Raw genomic sequence first — 20,515 nt, 5'->3', positions numbered from 1 at the left:
GTAATGCATTCAGCGCTGACGAGGTAACCATGAACGCACCCATCGCCATCATCGGCACCGGTATCGCAGGGCTTTCCGCCGCCCAGGCCCTGCATGCCGCCGGGCTAGAGATCGAACTGTTCGACAAGAGCCGTGGCAGCGGTGGGCGCATGGCCAGCAAGCGCAGCGACGCCGGCAGCCTGGACCTCGGCGCCCAGTACTTCACCGCGCGTGACCGGCGCTTCGTCGAAGTGGTCCAGCAGTGGCAGGCCCGTGGCTGGGTCGCGGAATGGACCCCAGGCCTGTACAACGCCCGCGATGGCCTGCTCAGCGCCTCGCCGGACGAACAGCTGCGCTGGGTCGGCAGCCCGCGCATGAGTGCGATCACCCGCGCCCTGCTCGGCGCGCTGCCGGTGAAGTTCAGCTGCCGCATCACCGAAGTCTTTCGCGGTGATCGCTACTGGAGCCTGCAGGATGCCGAGGGCAACAGTCACGGCCCCTACAGCCACGTCATCATCGCCACGCCGGCGCCACAGGCCAGTGCCCTGCTGGCCGCGGCGCCGAAGCTCGCCGGGGCTGCCGCCAGCGTGATCATGGAGCCAACCTGGGCCGTGGCCCTGGGCTTCGACGCGCCACTGGATACGCGCGTCGAGGGCTGCTTCGTGCAGGACAGCCCGCTCGACTGGCTGGCGCGCAACCGCAGCAAACCCGGTCGCGACAACCGCCTGGACACCTGGGTGCTGCACGCCAGCAGCGTCTGGAGCCGGCAGCACCTGGACCTGCCCAGGGAAGCCGTGATCGAACAGCTGCACGGCGCCTTCGCCGAGCTGATCGGCTGCGCTGTACCGCCACCGAGCTTCACCCTCGCCCACCGCTGGCTCTACGCGCGCCCGGCGCAGACGCACCAGTGGGGGGCGCTGGCCGATGCCGACCTGGGCCTGTACGCCTGCGGCGACTGGTGCTTGTCCGGCCGGGTCGAAGGGGCCTGGCTCAGCGGCCAGGACGTCGCCCGGCGGCTGCTCGAACACCTGCAATGAGCCCAGCCGAAAAACGCCGGCTCAACCCACGCAAGCTGCTGCTGTCGAAATGGACGGCCGTGCAGCCGCGCAATCGCGAGCGCCATTTCCTGGTCACCGAACTGATTCGCGACGAAGACGACAACGTCCTCGCGGTCGAACTGCAGGCGGTGCTCACCCGCCGCAGCCAGCACCTCGACTGGCGACAGTTGCAAGATGCCGAACGCTGGCTGCAAGGCTGGCGCTGATACCTGTCAGCACATCATCAATCGCGGCCAATAGTGATACAAAAGCTGTACAAAGAATTTGACTTGTACAACAACACCTCTAAGATAAACAGAAATTGTACACGGACAGCCTTGTGTACAAGATCTTGGAGGTCTGGTCATGCACGCGAGCAAAGCCAAGCTGGGGATAAGCGCCTGCCTGCTGGGGGCCGAGGTCCGCTACAACGGCGGCCACAAGCTTTCACGCCTGTGCAGCCGCAGCCTGACCGAGCACTTCGATTTCATCCCGGTGTGCCCGGAGGTCGGCATCGGCATGCCGATTCCGCGCGAGCCGATCCGCCTGGTCGGCGATCCGCAGGCACCGCGTGCCGTCGGCACGGTCGAGCGTTCACGTGACGTCACCGACGCCCTGGCGGCCTACGCCGAGCGGATGGCCAGCGAACTGCAGGGCATCAGCGGTTACATCTTCATGCAGCAGTCGCCGTCCTGCGGCCTGGAGCGGGTCAAGGTGTACCAGGAGGGCGGGCGCCCCAGCGAACCGGGACGTGGCATCTTTGCCGCCGCGTTCTGCGCACGCCACCCGGACCTGCCGGTGGAGGAAGACGGGCGCCTCAACGACCCGGTACTGCGCGAGAACTTCATCACCCGCGTCTACGCCCATGCCGAATGGCAGCGCCTGCTGCAACAGGGCCTGACACGGCGCGCCCTGATCGCCTTCCACTCGCGCTACAAATACCTGCTCATGGCCACCGACCCCATGCGCTACAAGTCGCTCGGCCGCCTGCTCGGCCGGCTCGCCGACTATGACCTCGCCGACCTGGCGCCGCAGTACTTCAGCGAGCTGATGAGCGCACTGAAAAAATGCGCCACCCGTGGCACCCACAGCAACGTCCTGCAGCACCTGAGCGGCTACCTCAAGCGCGCCCTGAGCGCCGACGAGAAGCAGGAAATGCAGCAGCTGATCGGCCAGTACCGCGACGGCATCGTGCCCCTGGTGGTGCCGCTGACGCTGCTCAAGCATCACTTCCGCCGCCATCCGGACCGCTACATCGCCGAGCAGGCCTACCTGCAGCCGCACCCCGAGCCACTCAGCCTGCGCAACGCGTTGTAGCACCATGAGCCACGAACGCAGCGCAGCTGCAGACAGCGGCCAGGACTATCGCCAGGCACTCGACGAGGGCTACCTGCCGATTCGCGAAGTGGCGCGCAGCACCGGCGTCAATGCCGTGACCCTGCGTGCCTGGGAGCGGCGCTACGGGCTGATCGTGCCCTACCGCACGCCCAAGGGTCATCGCCTCTACTCGCCGGCCAATCTCGAACGCATCCATGCCATCCTCGCCTGGCTGGCACGCGGCGTTGCAGTGGGGCAGGTCAAGGCTCTGCTCGACCACGGCCAGCAGCCCCAGGCCGCCGGCAACGACAACTGGTCGCGCCAGCGCGGCGAGCTGCTGGGCTGCATCGCCGAGTTCAACGAACGGCGCCTGGACGAACGCTTCAACGCCGCGCTGGCGCTGTACCCGGTCAGCACCCTGGCAGGACAGCTGCTCTGGCCACTGCTCGGCGACCTACGCCAGCGCTGGCAGGGCCAGTTCTGCGCCCGCGCCGAGCAGGTGTTCTTTCTCTCCTGGCTGCGCAGCAAGCTGGCCACCCGCATCTATCACAGCAACCGCCAGGTCGGCGGCGCCCCGCTGCTGCTGGTCAACCTGGGCGAGGCGCCCATGGAGCCGGGCCTGTGGCTGTGCGCCTGGCTGGCCAGCGCCAGCGACTGCCCGGTGGAAATCTTCGACTGGCCGCTGCCGTACAACGAACTGCTCACCGCGCTCGAGCATATCGCCCCTCGCGCGCTGCTGCTGTACGCCGAGCAGGCCCTGGACGGCGTGCAGGTGCGCCGCCAGCTGCCACGCCTGGCCGAACAATGTCCGGTGCCGCTGCTGATCGCCGGCCCCGCCACTCACATCCATCGCGACGCCCTGAGCGAACTGCAGTCGGCCAGTGATCCGCTGGCCGCCCACGCCTGGCTGCTGCGCCACGGCCTGCTCGGCATGCACGAGGTAACCCCATGCAACGACTGATGTGGTTGCGCACTGACCTGCGCACCCAGGACAACACCGCCCTCAGCGAGGCCATGCTGAGTGGCCCGACCATCGCCCTGTACCTGATCACTCCGCAGCAGTGGCAGCGCCACGACGACGCGCCGTGCAAGGTGGACTTCTGGCTGCGCAACCTGGCCGAGCTGCAGCGCGCGCTGGCCAGGCTCAACGTGCCGCTGCTGATACGCCACTGCGCGGACTGGAGCGACGCCCCCACCCAGCTCGCCGAGGTCTGCCGCACACACGGCATCCAGGCCGTCCACGTCAACGAGGAATACGGCGTCAACGAGAGCCTGCGCGACCAGCAGGTCGCCGCCTACCTCAGGCAGCAGGACATCGCCTGGCACAGCCATCTCGACCAGCTGTTCTTCCGGCCCGGCAGCGTGCTGACCCGCTCCGGCGGCTACTTCCAGGTCTACAGCCAGTTCCGCAAGGTCTGCTACGAGCGCCTGCACAGCGCCCTGCCCGCCTGCATCGCGCCACTCAGGCCGCAGGCGCCACTGACCATCGCCAGCGACCCGATTCCCGGCGCGGTCGCCGGTTTCACCACGCCCGGCGCCAGCCTGCGCGAGCTGTGGCCGGCCGGCGAAGACGCGGCCCAGCAACGCCTGCAGCGCTTCGCCGATGAACAGGTGAGCGACTACGATCGCCAGCGCGACTTCCCGGCCCAGCCCGGCACCAGCCAGTTGTCGGCCTACCTGGCCGCCGGCGTGCTGTCGCCACGCCAGTGCCTGCATGCCGCCCTGTCCACCAACCAGGGCGAGTTCGACAGCGGCAACCCCGGCGCCGTCACCTGGATCAACGAGCTGCTCTGGCGCGAGTTCTACAAGCACATCCTGGTCGGCTACCCGCGCGTCTCGCGCCATCGCGCCTTCCGCCTGGAAACCGAGGCCCTACGCTGGCGTGACGCCCCGCAGGAGCTGGCCGCCTGGCAGGAAGGGCGCACCGGCCTGCCGCTCATCGATGCCGCCATGCGCCAGTTACAGGCGACCGGCTGGATGCACAACCGCCTGCGCATGGTCGTGGCCATGTTCCTCACCAAGAACCTGCTGATCGACTGGCGCGAGGGCGAGCGCTTCTTCATGCGCCAGCTGATCGACGGTGACCTCGCCGCGAACAACGGCGGCTGGCAGTGGAGTGCCTCCACCGGGACCGACGCCGCGCCGTACTTCCGCATCTTCAACCCCATCAGCCAGTCGCAGAAGTTCGACCCCGACGGTCATTTCATTCGCCACTGGCTGCCGGAGCTGGCCTCGCTGAACAAGCGCGACATCCATGACCCGGCGGCGCTCGGGGGGCTGTTCGCCCCCTCCGGCTACCCACGGCCGATCGTCGACCTGTCGCGCTCGCGTGAACGTGCGCTGAGCGCCTTCAAGGACCTCAATGCGCGGGAAGTGCCGGCATGAGCGAGTTCCTGCGTGGTTTCGCCGAGCGCTTCGCCGCGCTGGACAAGGACAACCTCGACCAACTGGACGAGCTGTACAGCGACGACGTGCGATTCCAGGACCCGCTGCACGAGGTACAGGGCCTCGGTGCCGTGCGCCGCTACTTCGCCGAGCTGTATGCCAACGTCGACGCACTGCACTTCGAATTCCACGGTTTCGATCAGGTCGCCGACGGCGAGGGCTATCTGCGCTGGACCATGCGCTATCGCCACCCACGCCTGCGCGGCGGCGAGGAGATCGCGGTGGCGGGCTGCTCGCACCTGCTCTGGCGCGAACGCGTGTATCGGCACCGCGACTACTTCGATGCCGGCGCCCTGCTCTACGAACACCTGCCGCTGCTCGGTGGCGTGATCGCCTGGTTGAAACGGAGGCTGGCATGAACCGCATCTGGCTGACCGGGGCGAGCAGCGGTATCGGCGCCGCCCTGGCCGAGGAGCTGTTGCGCGGCGGCCATCGCCTGGCGCTGAGCGCCCGCAGCCAGGCGCCATTGCAGGCATTGGCGGCGCGCTACAGTGAGGAGCAGGTACTGGTGCTTCCTGGCGATCTGACCGACGCCGGGCAGGTGCGCGCCATCGGCGCAGCCATCGCCCGGCACTGGGGCGCACTGGATTGCGCGATTCTCAATGCCGGCACCTGCGAGTACATCGACGCGCGCCAGTTCGAGGCGGCGATGATCGAACGCGTGGTCAGCGCCAACCTGTTCTCCGCCAGCCACTGCATCGAGGCGGCGCTGCCACTGCTGCGCCAGGGCCACCGCCCGCACCTGGTCGGCGTCGGCAGCTCGGTCACCTACCTGGCACTGCCACGCTCGGAGGCCTATGGCGCATCCAAGGCGGCGCTGCGCTACCTGCTGCAGAGCCTGCGTGTCGATCTGGCGGCGGAAGGCATCGATGTCACCCTGGTCAGCCCGGGCTTCGTCGACACCCCGCTGACGCAGCAGAACGACTTCCCCATGCCCATGCGCTGGCCGGTCGAACGCGCCGCCCGGCACATCGCCGCGCGCCTGCAGCGACGCCCGCACGAGATCGCCTTTCCCAGCCCCTTCATCGCCGCACTGCGACTGCTCGGCAGCCTGCCCAGCAGCCTGCAGCTGGCCATCGGTCGCCGCCTGGCACGCAACGAGGACACCCCATGAAGATCGCCATCGTCGGCAGCGGCATCGCCGGGCTGACCTGTGCCTACCTGCTCAACCGCAAGCACGACATCCAGGTGTTCGAGGCCGGCGACTGGATCGGTGGCCACACCCACACCGTCGACGTGCAGGTGGAAGGTCGTCGCTATGCCATCGACACCGGCTTCATCGTCTTCAACGACTGGACCTACCCCAATTTCATTCGCCTGCTCGGGCAGGTCGGTGTGGCGTTCAAGCCTACCGAGATGAGCTTCTCGGTCAGCGACCCGAGCAGCGGCGTGGAATACAACGGTCACGACCTCAACAGCCTGTTCGCCCAGCGCAGCAACCTGTGGTCGCCGGCGTTCTGGGGCATGCTGCGCGACATCCTGCGCTTCAATCGGCAGTCGCTGGACGACCTCGCCAGCGACCGTATCGACGCCGACACCACGCTCGGCGAGTACCTGCAACGCAACGGCTACGGGCGGCGCTTCATCGAGCACTACATCGTGCCCATGGGCTCGGCGATCTGGTCGATGTCGCTGGCCGACACGCTCGGTTTCCCGCTGCAGTTCTTCGTGCGCTTCTGCAAGAACCACGGCCTACTCTCGGTCAGCGAACGCCCGACCTGGCAGGTGATCGAGGGAGGCTCGCGCAGCTACGTGGCGCCGTTGACCGCCAGCTTCGCCGAACGCATCCGCCTCAACTGCCCGGTCAGCCGGGTGGTGCGCGACGACAACGGCGTGACCCTGCACAGCGCGGCCGGCGAGGAGCGCTTCGACAAGGTGGTGTTCGCCTGCCACAGCGACCAGGCCCTGGCCCTGCTCGACCAGGCCAGCACGGCGGAACGGGATATCCTCGGCGCCCTGCCCTACGCCAGCAACGACGTGGTCCTGCACACCGACACCCGCCTGCTGCCCGAGCGCCCGCTGGCCTGGGCCAGCTGGAACTATCGCCTGGGCGGGCCGAGCGACCAGCCGGCCGCCGTGACCTACAACATGAACATCCTGCAGGGTATCGACAGCGCGACCACCTTCTGCGTCAGCCTCAACCAGAGCGCCGCCATCGATCCGGGCAAGATCCTCGCGCGCTTCCGCTATGCCCACCCGCAGTACAGCCTGGCCGGCACCGCCGCCCAGGCCCGCTGGCAGGAGCTGCAGGGCGCGCAGCACAGCTACTTCTGCGGCGCCTACTGGGCCAATGGCTTCCACGAGGACGCCGTGGTCAGTGCACTGCGCGTGGCCCGCGCCTTCGGAGAGACGCTGTGATGCACAGCGCCCTGTACAGTGGCTGGGTGCAGCATCGCCGCTTCGCCCCGCGCGCCCATGCCTTCCGCTACCGCATGGGCCTGCTGTACCTCGACCTGGACGAGCAGGCGCAGCTGTTCGCCCTCTCGCCGCTGGCCGGCTCGGGCCGCTGCGCGCCCTTCGCCTTCCGCGAGCGCGACTACCTGCCCGCGTTCACCCGCCAGGGCATGGCCCTGCACGAAGCGGTGCGCAACCTGGTGCAGGAGGCGCTGGGCGTTCGCCCGCAGGGGCGCATCTGCGTGCTGACGCAACCGCGCAGCTGGGGCCTGGCCTTCAATCCGGTCAGCCTCTTCTACTGCCATGACGGCGACGATCGCCTGCTGGCGATTCTCTGCGAGGTCAGCAACACCCCCTGGCGCGAGCGCTATCACTACGTGGTACCGGCCAGCGCCGACGGCCACCAGCGCATCCGCGTGGCCAAGGCCTTCCATGTCTCGCCCTTCCTGCCGCGCGACCTGGAATACCGCATGAGCTTCAGCCCGGTCCGTGAACGCCTCGGCCTGCACATGGCCGACTGGCAAGGCGAGCGCAAGCTGTTCGACGCCAGCCTCAGCCTGCACCGCCAGGCCCTCGACCGCGCCAGCCTGCACCGCTACCTGCTGGGTTTCCCCTGGATGACCGGCAAGACCCTCGCCGCCATCTACTGGCAGGCGCTGCGCCTGTTGCTCAAGCGCATGCCGATTTTCGACCACACGCCTGCGGAAGGCCGCTTCCGCGTCGCCCGCCCCCAAGTGAAGGACATGCCCCATGAAAAGCTCTAGCCTGATCGCCAGCAGAAGCCTGGTCCGCAGCGGCAACGGCATCGGTGCCGGTCTGCTGCGGCGTGCCGTACTGCGCCAGCTGGCCAACCTGCGACACGGCCTGCTGCTGGTTCATGAGGGCAGCGAGGTGCTGCACTTCGGTACGCCGCAGAGCAGCCAACGAGCCGAGATCCGGGTCAACGATCCGGCAGTCTGGGGCCTGGTCGCCGGCAATGGCTCGATCGGCGCCGGCGAGGCTTACATCCATGGCTACTGGAGCACCCCGGACCTCACCGCGGTGGTGCGCATCTTCGTCGCCAACCTCGACGTCCTCGACGCCATGGAAAGCGGCCTGGCACGCCTGGGACGACCGCTGATCCAGGGCCTGCACTGGCTCAATCGCAACACCCGGCAGGGCTCGCGGCGCAACATCGCGGCGCACTACGACCTGGGCAACGACCTGTTCGAGCAGTTTCTCGACCCGACCATGATGTACTCCGCAGCGATGTTCCTGCGCGGTGACGACAGCCTGCAGCAGGCGCAGCTCAACAAGCTGCAGCGCATCTGCGAGAAGCTCGCGCTGCAACCGTCCGACCACCTGCTGGAGATCGGCACCGGCTGGGGCAGCATGGCCATCTATGCCGCCAGCCAGTATGGCTGCAGGGTGACCACCACCACCCTGTCGCGCGAGCAGTACGCCTACACCGAACGACGCATCCGCGAGCAGGGCCTGGAGGATCGCATCACCCTGCTGCTGGAGGACTACCGCGACCTCGTGGGCCAGTACGACAAGCTGGTCTCGATCGAGATGATCGAAGCCGTCGGTCATCGTTTCCTGCCCACCTACTTCGAGCAATGCGCGCGCCTGCTCAAGCCCGAGGGGCTGATGCTGCTGCAGGCCATCACCATTCGCGACCAGCGCTATGAGCAGGCCCGCCAGTCGGTGGACTTCATCCAGCGCTACATCTTCCCCGGCGGTGCCCTGCCGTCGATGCACAAGATGCTGGAAGTGATCAGCCGCCATACCGACCTCAACCTGCACCACATGGAGGACTTCGGCCTGCACTATGCGCGCACCCTGCGCCTGTGGCGCGAGAACCTGAGCCAGGCACGCCAGCGCCTGGAGCAACTGGGCTACGACGACTACTTCTACCGCCTGTGGGAGTTCTACCTGTGCTACTGCGAGGGCGGCTTTCTCGAGCGCACCATCGGCACCGCACAACTGCTGCTGGCCAAGCCCGGCGCCCGGCCGCTGCCGCAGTACGTGCAACCCTCGACGTTGGCCTGGACGAACAACTGACCTAGACTGCCCGGCCCGAACGCTCCCCAGGAACCCGCCGATGCCCCGCCTGCTTGCCAATGCCCTTCTGTTCCAGCTCGGCTGGCTGGTCTGCGTGTTCGCCGGCGACAGCTTCTGGCTGCTGGCCGTGGCCGCGATCATCGCGGTGCATCTGCTCTGGGTCAGCAACTGGGCCGCCGAAGGCAAACTGCTGCTCAGCGTGTTCCTCGCAGGCAGTGCGCTGGACAGCTTCCTGCTCAACCTCGGCGTCTTCGATTTCGGCGAGCCACGCCAGTTGATTCCGCTGTGGCTGGCGCTGCTGTGGCTGTTGCTGGCCAGCACCCTCAACCACTGCCTGGCCTGGACCGCCCAGCCCTGGTGGCGCGGCAGCCTGCTCGGCGCGCTGGCCGCGCCCCTGTCGTACTACGCCGGCGCCCGGCTCGCGGGGGTCACGCTGCCGCTGGGCACCTGGCCGACATTGGTCATCCTGGCACTGACCTGGGCCGTCGTGATGCCGGTGTTGCATGGTTTCGCCCGACTGTATCGGGCGCAATACGAACAACAGCTGCGCAGCCGGCGCAGCGCACCCTAGCGGTTCCCCCTGACACGAAAAGGCCGGGCATCTGCCCGGCCTTTTCGTCTGCAGCGCAGGCTCAGAAGCTCATGCGGTAATGCAGGGTGTAGGCTTCGGCACCATCGTTCGGCTGCTTGAGGCCGGCGTTGGAGTAGTGCAGCGCACGCAGGCCGATCTCCTGGCCGGAGAAACGCAGGCCGACGCCGATGCGGTCCTCGAACTGGAAGGAGGAGCCCAGCTCGTTGCTCTCCAGCTCGGTGCTGGAAAAGGCGGCCACGCCGATACCCGCTTCGATGTAGGGACGCACGCTCTGCCCGGCGAACTCGTAGACGAATACCGGCGCGAAGGACAGGCTGTGGTTGCTCGCCGTGTCGTCGCCATTCCAGTAGGTATAACCCAGGTCCCAGTAGCCGGTCAGGCGGCCAACGCTGCTCTCGAGCCAGCTCTTGTCCCAGTCCCACTGTGCACCCAGGCGGTACACCATGGTCGAATCCCCACTCTGGCCGATGGCGGCGGTGACATCCGCTGCCTGTGCAGCCCCCATCATTCCCAACGACAGCGCCGCGCTTGCAGCTAAGGCGTACAACTTCTTCATGAGTCATTCCTTTAAGTAGCGAGAGTTCATCAGGCTCGTTACAAAAATATAGAACTAATCGACATGAAGGGAGGCAAGAGGCGAAAAATTCACATTCACTGCAAGGAAAGGATCTCGGCCGTTTCATCAAGCAAAATCGGCAAGACCCGGGAGAGTTGCGCGGTATCGCCACTGCTCCAGTAACGGCTCGGCTGCGCCGTTTCGGTCGCTGCCAGGTCATGCTGAAGCAGCAGCCGCTGCAGCTGGCGCGCCACCGCGGCCCCGGTATCGATCAGCGTCACTGAGGGCGGCAGCAGTGTCGTCAGCAGCGGCCGCAGGAAGGGGTAGTGGGTGCAGCCGAGGATCAGCGTGTCGCAGCCTTCGTCCAGCAGGGGCGCCACGTAACGCTGCAGCAGCTCGCGCGTGGCCGCTGCCTGCAACGCGCCCGCTTCGATGCATTCGACCAGCCCCGGACAGGGCTGCGTGACCACCCGCACATCGCCGGCAAAACGGTCGAGCAGCGCGGCGAACCTGGCGCTCTTCAGCGTACCGGTGGTCGCCAGCACGCCGACCACTCCGCTGCGGGTCGCCGCCGCGGCAGGCTTTACCGCAGGCTCCATGCCGACGATGGGCAACTGCGGATAACGCTCGCGCAGGTCAGCGGCGGCAGCGGCAGTGGCAGTGTTGCAGGCCAGCACCAGCGCCTTGGCACCCTGCGCCAGCAGGTGCTCGGTGATCCGCACGCAGCGCTCGCGAATGTACTCCGGGCTCTTCTCGCCATAGGGCACATGGCCGCTGTCAGCAACGTACAGCAGCGACTCGTTCGGCAGCAGCTGGCGAATCTCGCGCAGCACGGACAGGCCGCCGACGCCCGAGTCGAATACCCCGATCGGCGCGTTACTGGGCATCGCCACAGACACCGCAAGCGGGATCGCGCTTGACCCGCAGCTCACGAAAGCGCGTGCCCAGCGCGTCGATCAACAACAGACGCCCCACCAGCGGCTCGCCGAATCCCGCCAGCAGCTTGAGCGCCTCCAGCGCCTGCAGGCTGCCCACCAGCCCGACCAGCGGGCCCACCACCCCGGCCTCGCTGCAGGTCAGCTCGGCTTCGCTGCCATGCCCGTAGAGACAGTGGTAGCACGGGCTGGCCACGTTACGCGGGTCGAACACCGACAGCTGGCCCTCCAGGCGAATCGCCGCGCCGGAGACCAGCGGCTTGCCCGCCGCCACGCAGGCGACGTTGACCGCCTCGCGGGTGGAGAAGTTGTCCGAGCAATCCAGCACCAGGTCGACAGCCTGCACCGCAGCCGCCAGCGAATCGGCATCCAGCGCCTGACGGTGCGGCACCAGGCTGACCTGCGGGTTGATCGCCGCCAGCCGCGCCATGGCCGAATCCACCTTGGCCTGGCCGATGCTGGCGGTGTCGTGGGCGATCTGCCGCTGCAGGTTGGTCAGGTCCACCGTGTCGAAGTCGGCCAGGTGCAACTCGCCGACGCCGGCAGCAGCCAGGTACAGGGCCACGGGCGAGCCCAGCCCGCCCATGCCGACGATCAGCACACGGCCCTGCTTGAGGCGCAGCTGCCCCTCCACGTCGATCTGTTTCAGCAGAATCTGCCGGCTGTAACGCAGCAGCTCATCATCGCTCAGCATCTGATCACTCATGGTCGAAACGTCCCAAACTGATGCGCTCGTGCCCGCCCAGGTCACGTCGGCTGTGTGCCTCGCTGAACCCCGCCGTGGCGAGCAGTTCACGCACGGCCTCGGCCTGGTCGAAGCCGTGCTCCAGCAACAGCCAGCCACCGGCCAGCAGGTACTGCGGCGCGGCCTGGATGATCGCACGAATATCGTCCAGCCCGTCGGCCCCGGCCACCAGCGCACTGCTCGGTTCGAAGCGCACGTCGCCCTGATTCAGGTGGCGGTCGTCGGCGCGGATATAGGGTGGGTTGCTCAGGATCAGCCCGAAGCGCTGCCTGGCCAGGGCGGAGAACCAGTGGCTGTGCAGGAAGCGGACGTTGTCCAGTTGCAGACGCTGACGGTTGCGCTCGGCCAGGGCCACGGCGTCCTCGACGCGATCGACACCGGTGACCTGCCAGCCCGGCCGCTCGCTGGCCAGGGCCAGGGCAATGGCGCCGGTGCCGGTGCCGAGATCCAGCGCCGCCAGTGGCGTGGCCGGCAGCAGCGCGAGCGCGCTCTCCACCAGCAGCTCGGTGTCCGGGCGCGGAATCAGGGTATGCGGCGCGACCTCCAGGTCCAGGCTCCAGAAGCCCTGATGGCCGAGGATGTAGGCCACCGGCTCACCCTGGCGACGGCGCTGCAGGTGACTCCGGAACAGGCCCAGCTGTTCGGCGTCCAGCTCGCGCTCCGGCCAGGTACGCAGATAGCTGCGCGGCTTGCCCAGTGCGGCGGCCAGCAGCAGCTCGGCGTCCAGCCGTGGCGTGGGCGAGTCAGGCAGCTCGGCGGTGTTGAGCAGGGATTCGATGGTGGACATGCGTTAAGCCTCGAGCGGCAAGCTTCAAGCGACAAGATGACCCGCACTCGGCGGCGGCGTGTGCCTTGCGGTTCTCTCCTGGATGGATCGGGGCGCCTGTCACGCCTGCTCGACCCACCGCGTGGAAGGGTGGATAAAAAACCTCATCCACCCTGGGGGTTCATCCATGCGTTCCGGATTGCATCCGGCGGTCCGGCGAATTCAGCTCGCGGCTCGTCGCGGCCCTAGTCGCCCAGCGCCGCCAGCTGGTCGGCCTGGTACTCGGCCAGCAACGGCTCGATCACCGCCTCCACGCTGCCGGCAATCACTTCGTTGAGCGAATACAGGGTCAGGTTGATGCGGTGGTCGGTCACCCGCCCCTGCGGGAAGTTGTAGGTGCGAATGCGCTCGGAGCGGTCGCCGGAGCCGACCAGCAGCTTGCGTGTGTCGGACATTTCCTTGTGCGCGGCGGCGTCCTGCTGGTCCTGCAGCTTGGCCGCCAGCCAGGCCATGGCCTTGGCGCGGTTCTTGTGCTGCGAACGTTCTTCCTGGCACTCCACCACCGTGCCGGTGGGGATGTGGGTAATGCGGATCGCCGAGTCGGTGGTGTTGACGTGCTGGCCACCCGCGCCGGAGCTGCGGTAGGTATCGACGCGCAGGTCGGCCGGGTTGATCTCGATGGCGGCCTGCTCATCCGGCTCCGGCAACACCGCCACGGTGCAGGCGGAGGTGTGGATACGGCCCTGGGATTCGGTCTCCGGCACGCGCTGCACGCGGTGCGCACCGGACTCGAACTTGAGCTTGGCGTAGACGTTGTCACCCTCGACGCGGGCGATCACTTCCTTGAAGCCGCCGTGCTCGCCCTCGTTGGCCGACAGCACCTCGACCCGCCAGCCCTGCTTCTCGGCATAACGCGAATACATGCGGAACAGGTCGCCGGAGAAGATCGCCGCCTCGTCGCCACCGGTGCCGGCGCGGATTTCCAGATAGACGTTGCGCCCGTCGTTGGGGTCCTTCGGCAGCAGCATGCGCTGCAGGCGGTCCTCCAGCTCGACCAGCGCCTCACGGGCCTGGGCGACTTCCTCCTCGGCCATCTCGCGCAGGTCCGGGTCGCTGTCCTTGAGCAGCGCCTGGGCACCTTCGAGGTCGGCCTGCACCTTGCGCAGCTCGCGGAAGGTGGCGATTACCGGCTCGATCTCGGCATATTCCTTGGAGTACGCCCGAAACTGGCTCTGCTTGGCGATCACCTCGGCGTCGCCGAGCAGCGCCGTGAGTTCCTCGAAACGATCGCTGAGGTTGTCCAGCTTGTTCAACAGTGAAGCTTTCATTGCAGACCTTTGTCCTGCGGCGCGCGCTCGTCGAGGGCGAACAATTCCTGGGCCAGGCTGAGCGCGTCGATGCGCCCCTCGGCGGTAAGTTTCTTCATGCGCACGCTGGGCGCGTGCAGCAGCTTGTTGGTCAGGCCGCGCGCCAGTTGCGCCAGCACGTCTTCGGGATTGCTGCCGTTGACCAGCATGCGCTGGGCCTTGGCCAGCTCCTCGTCGCGCAGGCGTTCGGCCTGCTGGCGGTAGGCCTTGAGCACATCCACCGCGGCCAGCTCGCGCAGGCGCTGCATGAAATCGTCGGTACCGGCGGCGACCAGCTCCTCGGCCGCCTGCGCCGCGCCCTGACGGCTCTTGAGGTTTTCCTCGATGACCTCGTGCAGGTCATCGACGGTATAGAGGTAGACGTCATCCAGCTCGCCCACCTGCGGCTCGATATCGCGCGGCACGGCGATGTCGACCATGAAGATCGGCTTGTGCTTGCGCTTCTTCAGCGCACTCTCCACGGCGCCCTTGCCGAGGATCGGCAGCTGGCTGGCCGTGGAACTGATGACGATGTCGCTGTGCGCCAGCTCGTCGGGGATGTCCGAGAGCAGCACCGCATGGGCGCCGAACTGCTCGGCCAGCTGGCTGGCACGCTCCAGCGTGCGGTTGGCGACGACGATGCGCTTGATGCCCTGGTCGTACAGGTGCCGCGCCACCAGGCTGATGGTCTCGCCGGCCCCGATCAGCAGCGCCTGGCTGCGGTGCAGGTCGGCGAAGATCTGCTTGGCCAGGCTGACCGCCGCGAAGGCCACGGAAACCGGATTCTCGCCGATGGCGGTGTCGGTGCGCACGGTCTTGGCGGTGCTGAAGGTGGCCTGGAACAGACGCCCCAGCAACGGCCCGACGGTGCCGGCCTCGCGGGCCACGGCATAGGCGGACTTGAGCTGGCCGAGGATCTGCGGCTCGCCGAGGACCATCGAGTCCAGCCCGCAGGCCACGCGCATCATGTGACGCACGGCGGCGTCGTCACTGTGCACGTAGGCGCAGGCTCGCAATTCGTCGATGCTCAGGCGGTGATAGCTGGCCAGCCATTGCAGCACTTCGTCGCTGCTCAACTGATCCTGCTCCAGGTACAGCTCGCTGCGGTTGCAGGTCGAGAGGATCGCCGCCTCGCGGCTGGGCGTCAGCCGGCACAGCTGCTGCAATGCCTCGACCAGTTGCTCCGGGGTGAAAGCAACGCGCTCACGCACCTCTACCGAGGCGGTCTTGTGGTTGATACCGAGGGCGATGAAGGCCATGCAGAGTCGCTGAGGGGCAATACGGAAGCCGGCAATTGTCCTACTTCGCCCCCGAGAGAACAACTACCGCGACCTATTGTCCCAATAGACAGTTCGCCGCATCGTCCTGGCCAGTGGGCTTGCTCCAAGGCTTGTGTCATGATGCCGCGAACGTCGCAGGGCACGAGCCGGCATGGCCGTCGCCCCGGAATAACGCACGACAAGGTGCCTGGGTCCGTTCCCGTTTCATCGCGCGCCGCATTTGCCGCGCAACTCGAAGGGACGGGCCGGTTTTGCCGCGAGACTGCATTACTCGATGACTCATTTGGACGACCAAACTTCGCCTCTCGTGCCTTGCCTCGCGCCCAAACCAGCTCCGTCGTGGCCGCGAACGAAACGGAAACACACCCTGATGACCAGACCCCTCGCGTTAGTCACTGCAATTGCCCTTCTCAGCGGCTGCCAAACCTTCGCCCCCAGCGAGCCTGACGGCACGCCACCGGTGCAGGAAGCCGACCAGAGCACCCAGCTGAAGCCGGAAGAATACGGCTCGTTCAGCCAGGAAACCCTGTTCGCCCTGCTCACCGCCGAACTGGCGGGGCAGCGCAATCGCTTCGATATCGCCCTGGGCAACTACGTGCAGCAGGCCAACGCCACCGGCGACCCCGCGGTCGCCGAGCGCGCCTTCCGCATCGCCGAGTACCTCGGCGCCGAGCAGGCCGCACTGGACAGCGCACTGATCTGGGCGAAGAACGCGCCGCAGAACATCGACGCGCAACGCGCAGCGGCCGTGCAGCTGGCTCGCGCCGGCCGCTATGACGAATCCATGACCTACATGGAGCAGGTGCTGCAGCGCCAGGGCGACACCCACTTCGACTTCCTCGCCCTGTCCGCCGCGGAAACCGACCCGGACACCCGCGCCGGCCTGCTGCAAGGCTTCGACCGGCTGCTGAGCAAGAACCCGGACAACAGCCAGCTGCTGTTCGGCAAGGCCATCCTCCTGCAACAGGACGGCCGCGCCGAAGAAGCCCTGGAGCTGCTCGAGGAACGCCCCGGCAGCGCCAAGGAAGTGTCCCCGCTGCTGCTGCGCGCCCGCCTGCTGCAGAGCCTGGGACGTGGCGAAGAAGCGCTGCCCCTGCTGCAGAAAGGCATCCGCGAGAACCCCGACGACAAGCGCCTGCGCCTGACCTATGCACGCCTGCTGGTCGAGCAGGACCGCCTCGACGACGCCAAGGGCGAGTTCTCCAAGCTGGTGCAGGAAAATCCCAACGACGACGACCTGCGCTTCTCCCTGGCGCTGGTGTGCCTGGAAGCCGAAGCCTGGGAAGAAGCCATCGTCTACCTGGAAGAGCTGGTCGAACGGCGCAGCCATGTCGACGCGGCGCACTACAACCTGGGCCGTGCCTACGAAGAGCTGGAGGACAGCGACAGCGCCCTGCAGGAGTACGGCATGGTCGGCCCCAGCAACGACTACCTGCCGGCCCAGCAACGCCAGGCCGAACTGCTGTTCAACCAGCAGCGCAACGAAGACGCCAGCCGTCGCCTGGCCGAAGCGCGCGAGGCGCAGCCCGACTACGCCATCCAGCTGTACCTGATCGAAGCCGAGGGACTGAGCAACCATGACCAGGTCGACTCGGCCTGGCAGGTGATCAACCAGGGCCTCGAGCAGTTCCCCGACGACCTCAACCTGCTCTATACCCGTGCCATGCTGGCGGAGAAGCGCGACGACCTGGCCCAACTGGAACACGACCTGCGCTACATCCTCGAGCGCGAGCCGGATCACGCCATGGCGCTCAACGCCCTCGGCTACACCCTGGCCGACCGCACCACGCGTTATCAGGAAGCCCACGACCTGATCGAGAAGGCCCACCAGCTCAACCCGGACGACCCGGCCATCCTCGACAGCCTCGGCTGGGTCAACTATCGCCTGGGCAATCTGGAGGAAGCCGAGCGCTTCCTGCGCCTGGCCCTGAAGAAATTCCCCGACCACGAGGTTGCCGCCCACCTTGGCGAAGTGCTCTGGGCCCGGGGCAAGCAGCGCGAGGCCCGCAGCGTCTGGCGCGAGGCCCTGGCCGAGACGCCTGACAGCCCCATCCTGCGCGACACCCTCTCGCGCCTGACCGGTTCCGAGACTCCCTGATGCTTCGTCACCTTCTTGTTTTCAGCCTTATCGCCCTGCTCGCCGGCTGCGCCGGCCTCACCTCGCACGAAGCACTGGAAGGCCAGGGCGACCCGGCGCAGTGGAAAGCCCATAAACAGCAGATCAGCCAGCTCGACGGCTGGCAGATCAACGGCAAGATCGGCATTCGTGCGCCCAGCGACTCGGGCAGCGCCACGCTGTTCTGGCTGCAACGCCAGGACTACTACGATATCCGCCTGTCCGGCCCGCTCGGTGGCGGCGCCGCCCGTCTGACCGGCCGCCCGGGCGACATCCTGCTGGAAGTGTCCAACCGCGGCCGCTATCGCGCCGAATCGCCGGAAGCCCTGCTGCGTGAACAGCTGCGCCTGGACCTGCCGGTCTCCAACCTGCTCTGGTGGATTCGCGGCCTGCCGGCCCCGGAAAGCCGCAGCCGCATCACCCTCGACGGCGAAAGCCACCTGGCCCGCCTGGAGCAGGACGGCTGGCGAGTGGAGTACCAGCGCTACACCGAACAGAACGGCTACGCCCTGCCCGAGCGCCTGAAGCTCTACGGCCAGGACCTGGAGGTCACCCTGGTGATCAAGGACTGGCAGCCGCGTCAGCTCGGCCAGTAAGCCCGCCCCCCAACCTTGTGGGAGGGGCCTCAGCCGCGACAGCGTTGGCGATGGCTCAGCGTTTCGGCTGGGCATTTCGCGGCTAAAGCCGTTCCTACAGGGGCTGCGGTCTTTGCAGGAGCGGCTTTAGCCGCGATGCGCCTGCCGAGGTATTTCCCGCATACAATCGCCACCTATTCTCGCGACGACGCCCCTGCTCCGACCATGACCGCCATCCCCGCCCACGCCGAACTCACCCTGCCCGCTCCCGCCAAGCTCAACCTGATGCTGCATATCCTCGGCCGCCGCGCCGACGGCTACCACGAGCTGCAGACCCTGTTCCAGTTTCTCGAGCATGGCGACGAGCTTGGCTTCAGCCTGCGCCAGGATGGCGAGATTCGCCTGCACACCCCCATCGAAGGCGTTGCGCACGACAGCAACCTGATCGTGCGCGCCGCCAAGCGGCTGCAGGAAGCCAGCGGTACGTCACTGGGCGCCGACATCTGGCTGGACAAGCGCCTGCCCATGGGCGGCGGCATCGGTGGCGGCAGCTCGGATGCCGCCACCACCCTGCTCGGCCTCGACCACCTGTGGCACACGCAACTGGGCGAGGATCGCCTGGCCGAGCTGGGCCTGGCACTGGGCGCCGACGTACCGGTATTCGTGCGCGGCCGCGCCGCCTTCGCCGAGGGCGTTGGCGAGTGCCTGACGCCCGTGGAGCTGGACGAACCCTGGTTCCTCGTCGCGGTGCCGCAAGTCTTTGTAAGCACAGCAGAAGTTTTCGGCTCGCCCGAGTTGACACGGGATACGCCGCCCATTAAAGTTCGCAGCCTTCTTGCGGGGGGTGGTCGAAACGACTGCCAGCCGGTTGTAGAGAAGCGTTACCCAGAAGTTCGTAACGCTTTGATCTTGTTGAACAAATTCGTTTCAGCTAGATTGACCGGCACTGGAGCTTGTGTATTTGGGAGCTTCCCAAATCGGGACGATGCTGATAAAGTCGCCCGCCAACTTCCAGGCACTCTGCCGAGCTTTGTCGCTCAAGGTCGCAACATTTCGATGCTGCACCGCAGGCTCCAAGCATTGGCCAAGAAGTGAATGCTCAGCATTCGGTTATACGATACAGGGGCGTCGCCAAGCGGTAAGGCACCAGGTTTTGATCCTGGCATGCGTTGGTTCGAATCCAGCCGCCCCTGCCATAACCTCCCCAGGGAGGCATCGAAAACCGCATCCGACAGCATTCGACACAGAATATAGGGGCGTCGCCAAGCGGTAAGGCACCAGGTTTTGATCCTGGCATGCGTTGGTTCGAATCCAGCCGCCCCTGCCATTTTCCATACCCATCCAGGTATATCCCCAGCCGGCAGGTACTGCGCGTGTCCAAGATGATGGTCTTCACGGGGAACGCAAACCCCGATCTGGCGCGACGGATCGTTCGTCAGCTGCACATTCCCCTCGGCGATGCTTCGGTCGGACGTTTCTCCGACGGCGAAGTCATGATCGAAATCAACGAGAACGTCCGCGGCAAGGACGTATTCCTGATTCAGCCGACCTGTGCACCCACCAACGACAACCTGATGGAACTGGTGGTGATGGCTGATGCCTTCCGTCGTTCCTCGGCTACCCGCATCACCGCGGTCATCCCCTACTTCGGTTACGCCCGCCAGGATCGCCGTCCGCGCTCCGCCCGTGTGGCGATCAGTGCCAAGGTCGTGGCTGACATGCTCACCGTGGTCGGTATCGACCGCGTGCTGACCGTGGACCTGCATGCCGATCAGATTCAGGGCTTCTTCGACATTCCGGTGGACAACATCTACGGCTCCCCGGTCCTGGTCGACGACATCGAAGACCAGCGCTTCGACAACCTGATGATCGTCTCCCCGGACATCGGCGGCGTCGTCCGCGCACGCGCCGTGGCCAAGAGCCTGGGCGTCGACCTGGCCATCATCGACAAGCGTCGTGAGAAGGCCAACCAGTCCGAAGTGATGCACATCATCGGTGACGTCGAAGGTCGTACCTGCATCCTGGTCGACGACATGGTCGATACCGCCGGCACCCTGTGCCACGCGGCCAAGGCCCTGAAAGATCGTGGCGCCGCCAAGGTCTACGCCTACTGCACCCACCCGGTGCTGTCGGGCCGCGCCATCGAGAACATCGAGAATTCCTCGCTGGACGAGCTGGTGGTGACCAACACCATCCCGCTGTCCGCTGCGGCACAGTCCTGCTCGCGCATTCGCCAGCTCGACATCGCCCCGGTCGTCGCCGAAGCGGTTCGCCGCATCAGCAACGAAGAATCGATCAGCGCGATGTTCCGCTAAGGAACCCGCTGACGTTAAGCGCCCCGCCTCGTGCGGGGCTTTTTGCCCTACCGCCCAAGGCTGGTCGCAAGCCC

The 20,515-nt window shown here is 66.7% G+C and carries 21 protein-coding genes and 2 tRNA genes; 17 read left to right on the top strand and 6 right to left on the bottom strand.

Annotation, left to right across the window (positions count from 1 at the left end; genetic code table 11):
* The first annotated feature begins 29 nt into the window (after window positions 1-29).
* From FIV02_RS05425 to FIV02_RS05375, 11 genes are all read left to right on the top strand, one after another.
* Window positions 30-1,016, top strand: a complete 987-nt coding sequence (locus FIV02_RS05425) for an NAD(P)/FAD-dependent oxidoreductase (protein ID WP_047592392.1) — start codon at window positions 30-32, stop codon at window positions 1,014-1,016.
* On the top strand, window positions 1,013-1,243 hold the full coding sequence (locus FIV02_RS05420; protein ID WP_152488026.1) for a TIGR02450 family Trp-rich protein: 231 nt from the start codon (window positions 1,013-1,015) through the stop codon (window positions 1,241-1,243). Before FIV02_RS05425 ends, FIV02_RS05420 begins: the two co-directional genes overlap by 4 nt.
* A gap of 139 nt (window positions 1,244-1,382) precedes the next feature.
* Window positions 1,383-2,333, top strand: coding sequence for a DUF523 and DUF1722 domain-containing protein (locus FIV02_RS05415; protein ID WP_152488025.1), 951 nt, complete (start codon window positions 1,383-1,385; stop codon window positions 2,331-2,333).
* Window positions 2,334-2,337: 4 nt separating this feature from the next.
* A complete protein-coding gene (locus FIV02_RS05410; protein ID WP_152488024.1) occupies window positions 2,338-3,294 on the top strand; it encodes a MerR family transcriptional regulator in 957 nt (318 codons plus the stop codon).
* The gene (gene phrB / locus FIV02_RS05405; RefSeq protein WP_152488023.1) at window positions 3,282-4,718 is read left to right on the top strand and encodes a deoxyribodipyrimidine photo-lyase; all 1,437 of its coding nucleotides are present in this window, start codon (window positions 3,282-3,284) and stop codon (window positions 4,716-4,718) included. The genes FIV02_RS05410 and phrB overlap by 13 nt, the downstream gene beginning before the upstream one ends.
* Window positions 4,715-5,137: a nuclear transport factor 2 family protein gene (locus FIV02_RS05400; protein ID WP_047584516.1), complete on the top strand. Its 423-nt coding sequence runs from the start codon at window positions 4,715-4,717 to the stop codon at window positions 5,135-5,137. Before phrB ends, FIV02_RS05400 begins: the two co-directional genes overlap by 4 nt.
* Window positions 5,134-5,892 (top strand): SDR family oxidoreductase, encoded by a 759-nt coding sequence (locus FIV02_RS05395; RefSeq protein WP_152488022.1) that lies wholly within the window; start codon window positions 5,134-5,136, stop codon window positions 5,890-5,892. Before FIV02_RS05400 ends, FIV02_RS05395 begins: the two co-directional genes overlap by 4 nt.
* Window positions 5,889-7,136: an NAD(P)/FAD-dependent oxidoreductase gene (locus FIV02_RS05390; protein ID WP_152488021.1), complete on the top strand. Its 1,248-nt coding sequence runs from the start codon at window positions 5,889-5,891 to the stop codon at window positions 7,134-7,136. Before FIV02_RS05395 ends, FIV02_RS05390 begins: the two co-directional genes overlap by 4 nt.
* Window positions 7,136-7,936, top strand: coding sequence for a DUF1365 domain-containing protein (locus tag FIV02_RS05385; protein ID WP_152488020.1), 801 nt, complete (start codon window positions 7,136-7,138; stop codon window positions 7,934-7,936). Before FIV02_RS05390 ends, FIV02_RS05385 begins: the two co-directional genes overlap by 1 nt.
* Window positions 7,923-9,215, top strand: coding sequence for a cyclopropane-fatty-acyl-phospholipid synthase family protein (locus tag FIV02_RS05380; RefSeq protein ID WP_152488019.1), 1,293 nt, complete (start codon window positions 7,923-7,925; stop codon window positions 9,213-9,215). The genes FIV02_RS05385 and FIV02_RS05380 overlap by 14 nt, the downstream gene beginning before the upstream one ends.
* A 40-nt stretch (window positions 9,216-9,255) precedes the next feature.
* Window positions 9,256-9,786: a DUF2878 domain-containing protein gene (locus tag FIV02_RS05375; protein ID WP_152488018.1), complete on the top strand. Its 531-nt coding sequence runs from the start codon at window positions 9,256-9,258 to the stop codon at window positions 9,784-9,786.
* Window positions 9,787-9,847: 61 nt separating this feature from the next.
* Here the strand turns inward: FIV02_RS05375 and FIV02_RS05370 are convergent, their stop codons facing one another.
* The 6 genes from FIV02_RS05370 to hemA all read right to left on the bottom strand — a co-directional run bounded on the left by FIV02_RS05370 (window position 9,848) and on the right by hemA (window position 15,414).
* Window positions 9,848-10,363, bottom strand: coding sequence for an acyloxyacyl hydrolase (locus FIV02_RS05370; RefSeq protein ID WP_152488017.1), 516 nt, complete (start codon window positions 10,361-10,363; stop codon window positions 9,848-9,850).
* A gap of 95 nt (window positions 10,364-10,458) precedes the next feature.
* The gene (gene murI / locus FIV02_RS05365) at window positions 10,459-11,250 is read right to left on the bottom strand and encodes a glutamate racemase (RefSeq protein ID WP_152488016.1); all 792 of its coding nucleotides are present in this window, start codon (window positions 11,248-11,250) and stop codon (window positions 10,459-10,461) included.
* Window positions 11,240-11,992: a molybdopterin-synthase adenylyltransferase MoeB gene (locus FIV02_RS05360; protein WP_047587909.1), complete on the bottom strand. Its 753-nt coding sequence runs from the start codon at window positions 11,990-11,992 to the stop codon at window positions 11,240-11,242. Before FIV02_RS05360 ends, murI begins: the two co-directional genes overlap by 11 nt.
* Before the next feature lie 4 nt (window positions 11,993-11,996).
* Window positions 11,997-12,830: a peptide chain release factor N(5)-glutamine methyltransferase gene (gene prmC / locus FIV02_RS05355; protein ID WP_152488015.1), complete on the bottom strand. Its 834-nt coding sequence runs from the start codon at window positions 12,828-12,830 to the stop codon at window positions 11,997-11,999.
* 224 nt (window positions 12,831-13,054) lie between these two features.
* A complete protein-coding gene (prfA, locus tag FIV02_RS05350) occupies window positions 13,055-14,137 on the bottom strand; it encodes a peptide chain release factor 1 (protein WP_134677755.1) in 1,083 nt (360 codons plus the stop codon).
* On the bottom strand, window positions 14,134-15,414 hold the full coding sequence (gene hemA / locus FIV02_RS05345) for a glutamyl-tRNA reductase (protein ID WP_152488014.1): 1,281 nt from the start codon (window positions 15,412-15,414) through the stop codon (window positions 14,134-14,136). The genes prfA and hemA overlap by 4 nt, the downstream gene beginning before the upstream one ends.
* A 391-nt stretch (window positions 15,415-15,805) precedes the next feature.
* On the opposite strand from hemA, the gene FIV02_RS05340 reads away from it, so the two are divergent.
* The 6 genes from FIV02_RS05340 (at window position 15,806) to FIV02_RS05315 (ending at window position 20,441) form a co-directional block, all read left to right on the top strand.
* A complete protein-coding gene (locus FIV02_RS05340; RefSeq protein ID WP_152488013.1) occupies window positions 15,806-17,533 on the top strand; it encodes a tetratricopeptide repeat protein in 1,728 nt (575 codons plus the stop codon).
* Window positions 17,530-18,147 carry a lipoprotein insertase outer membrane protein LolB gene (lolB, locus tag FIV02_RS05335; RefSeq protein WP_037046882.1) on the top strand — a complete coding sequence of 206 codons (618 nt, stop codon included), beginning with the start codon at window positions 17,530-17,532 and terminating at the stop codon, window positions 18,145-18,147. The genes FIV02_RS05340 and lolB overlap by 4 nt, the downstream gene beginning before the upstream one ends.
* A gap of 204 nt (window positions 18,148-18,351) precedes the next feature.
* Complete coding sequence (ispE, locus tag FIV02_RS05330) at window positions 18,352-19,221, top strand: 4-(cytidine 5'-diphospho)-2-C-methyl-D-erythritol kinase (protein ID WP_152488012.1); 870 nt, start codon at window positions 18,352-18,354, stop codon at window positions 19,219-19,221.
* Between the two features lie 26 nt (window positions 19,222-19,247).
* A tRNA-Gln gene (locus FIV02_RS05325) sits at window positions 19,248-19,322 on the top strand.
* Between the two features lie 56 nt (window positions 19,323-19,378).
* Window positions 19,379-19,453 (top strand) — tRNA-Gln (locus FIV02_RS05320).
* Between the two features lie 46 nt (window positions 19,454-19,499).
* Window positions 19,500-20,441, top strand: a complete 942-nt coding sequence (locus FIV02_RS05315; RefSeq protein ID WP_037046880.1) for a ribose-phosphate pyrophosphokinase — start codon at window positions 19,500-19,502, stop codon at window positions 20,439-20,441.
* Window positions 20,442-20,515: the final 74 nt, after the last annotated feature.

It is taken from the genome of Pseudomonas sp. THAF187a (genome assembly GCF_009363395.1).
GTDB classification, from domain to species: domain Bacteria; phylum Pseudomonadota; class Gammaproteobacteria; order Pseudomonadales; family Pseudomonadaceae; genus Aquipseudomonas; species Aquipseudomonas khazarica.
This window is presented reverse-complemented; position numbering and strand designations above follow the sequence as displayed.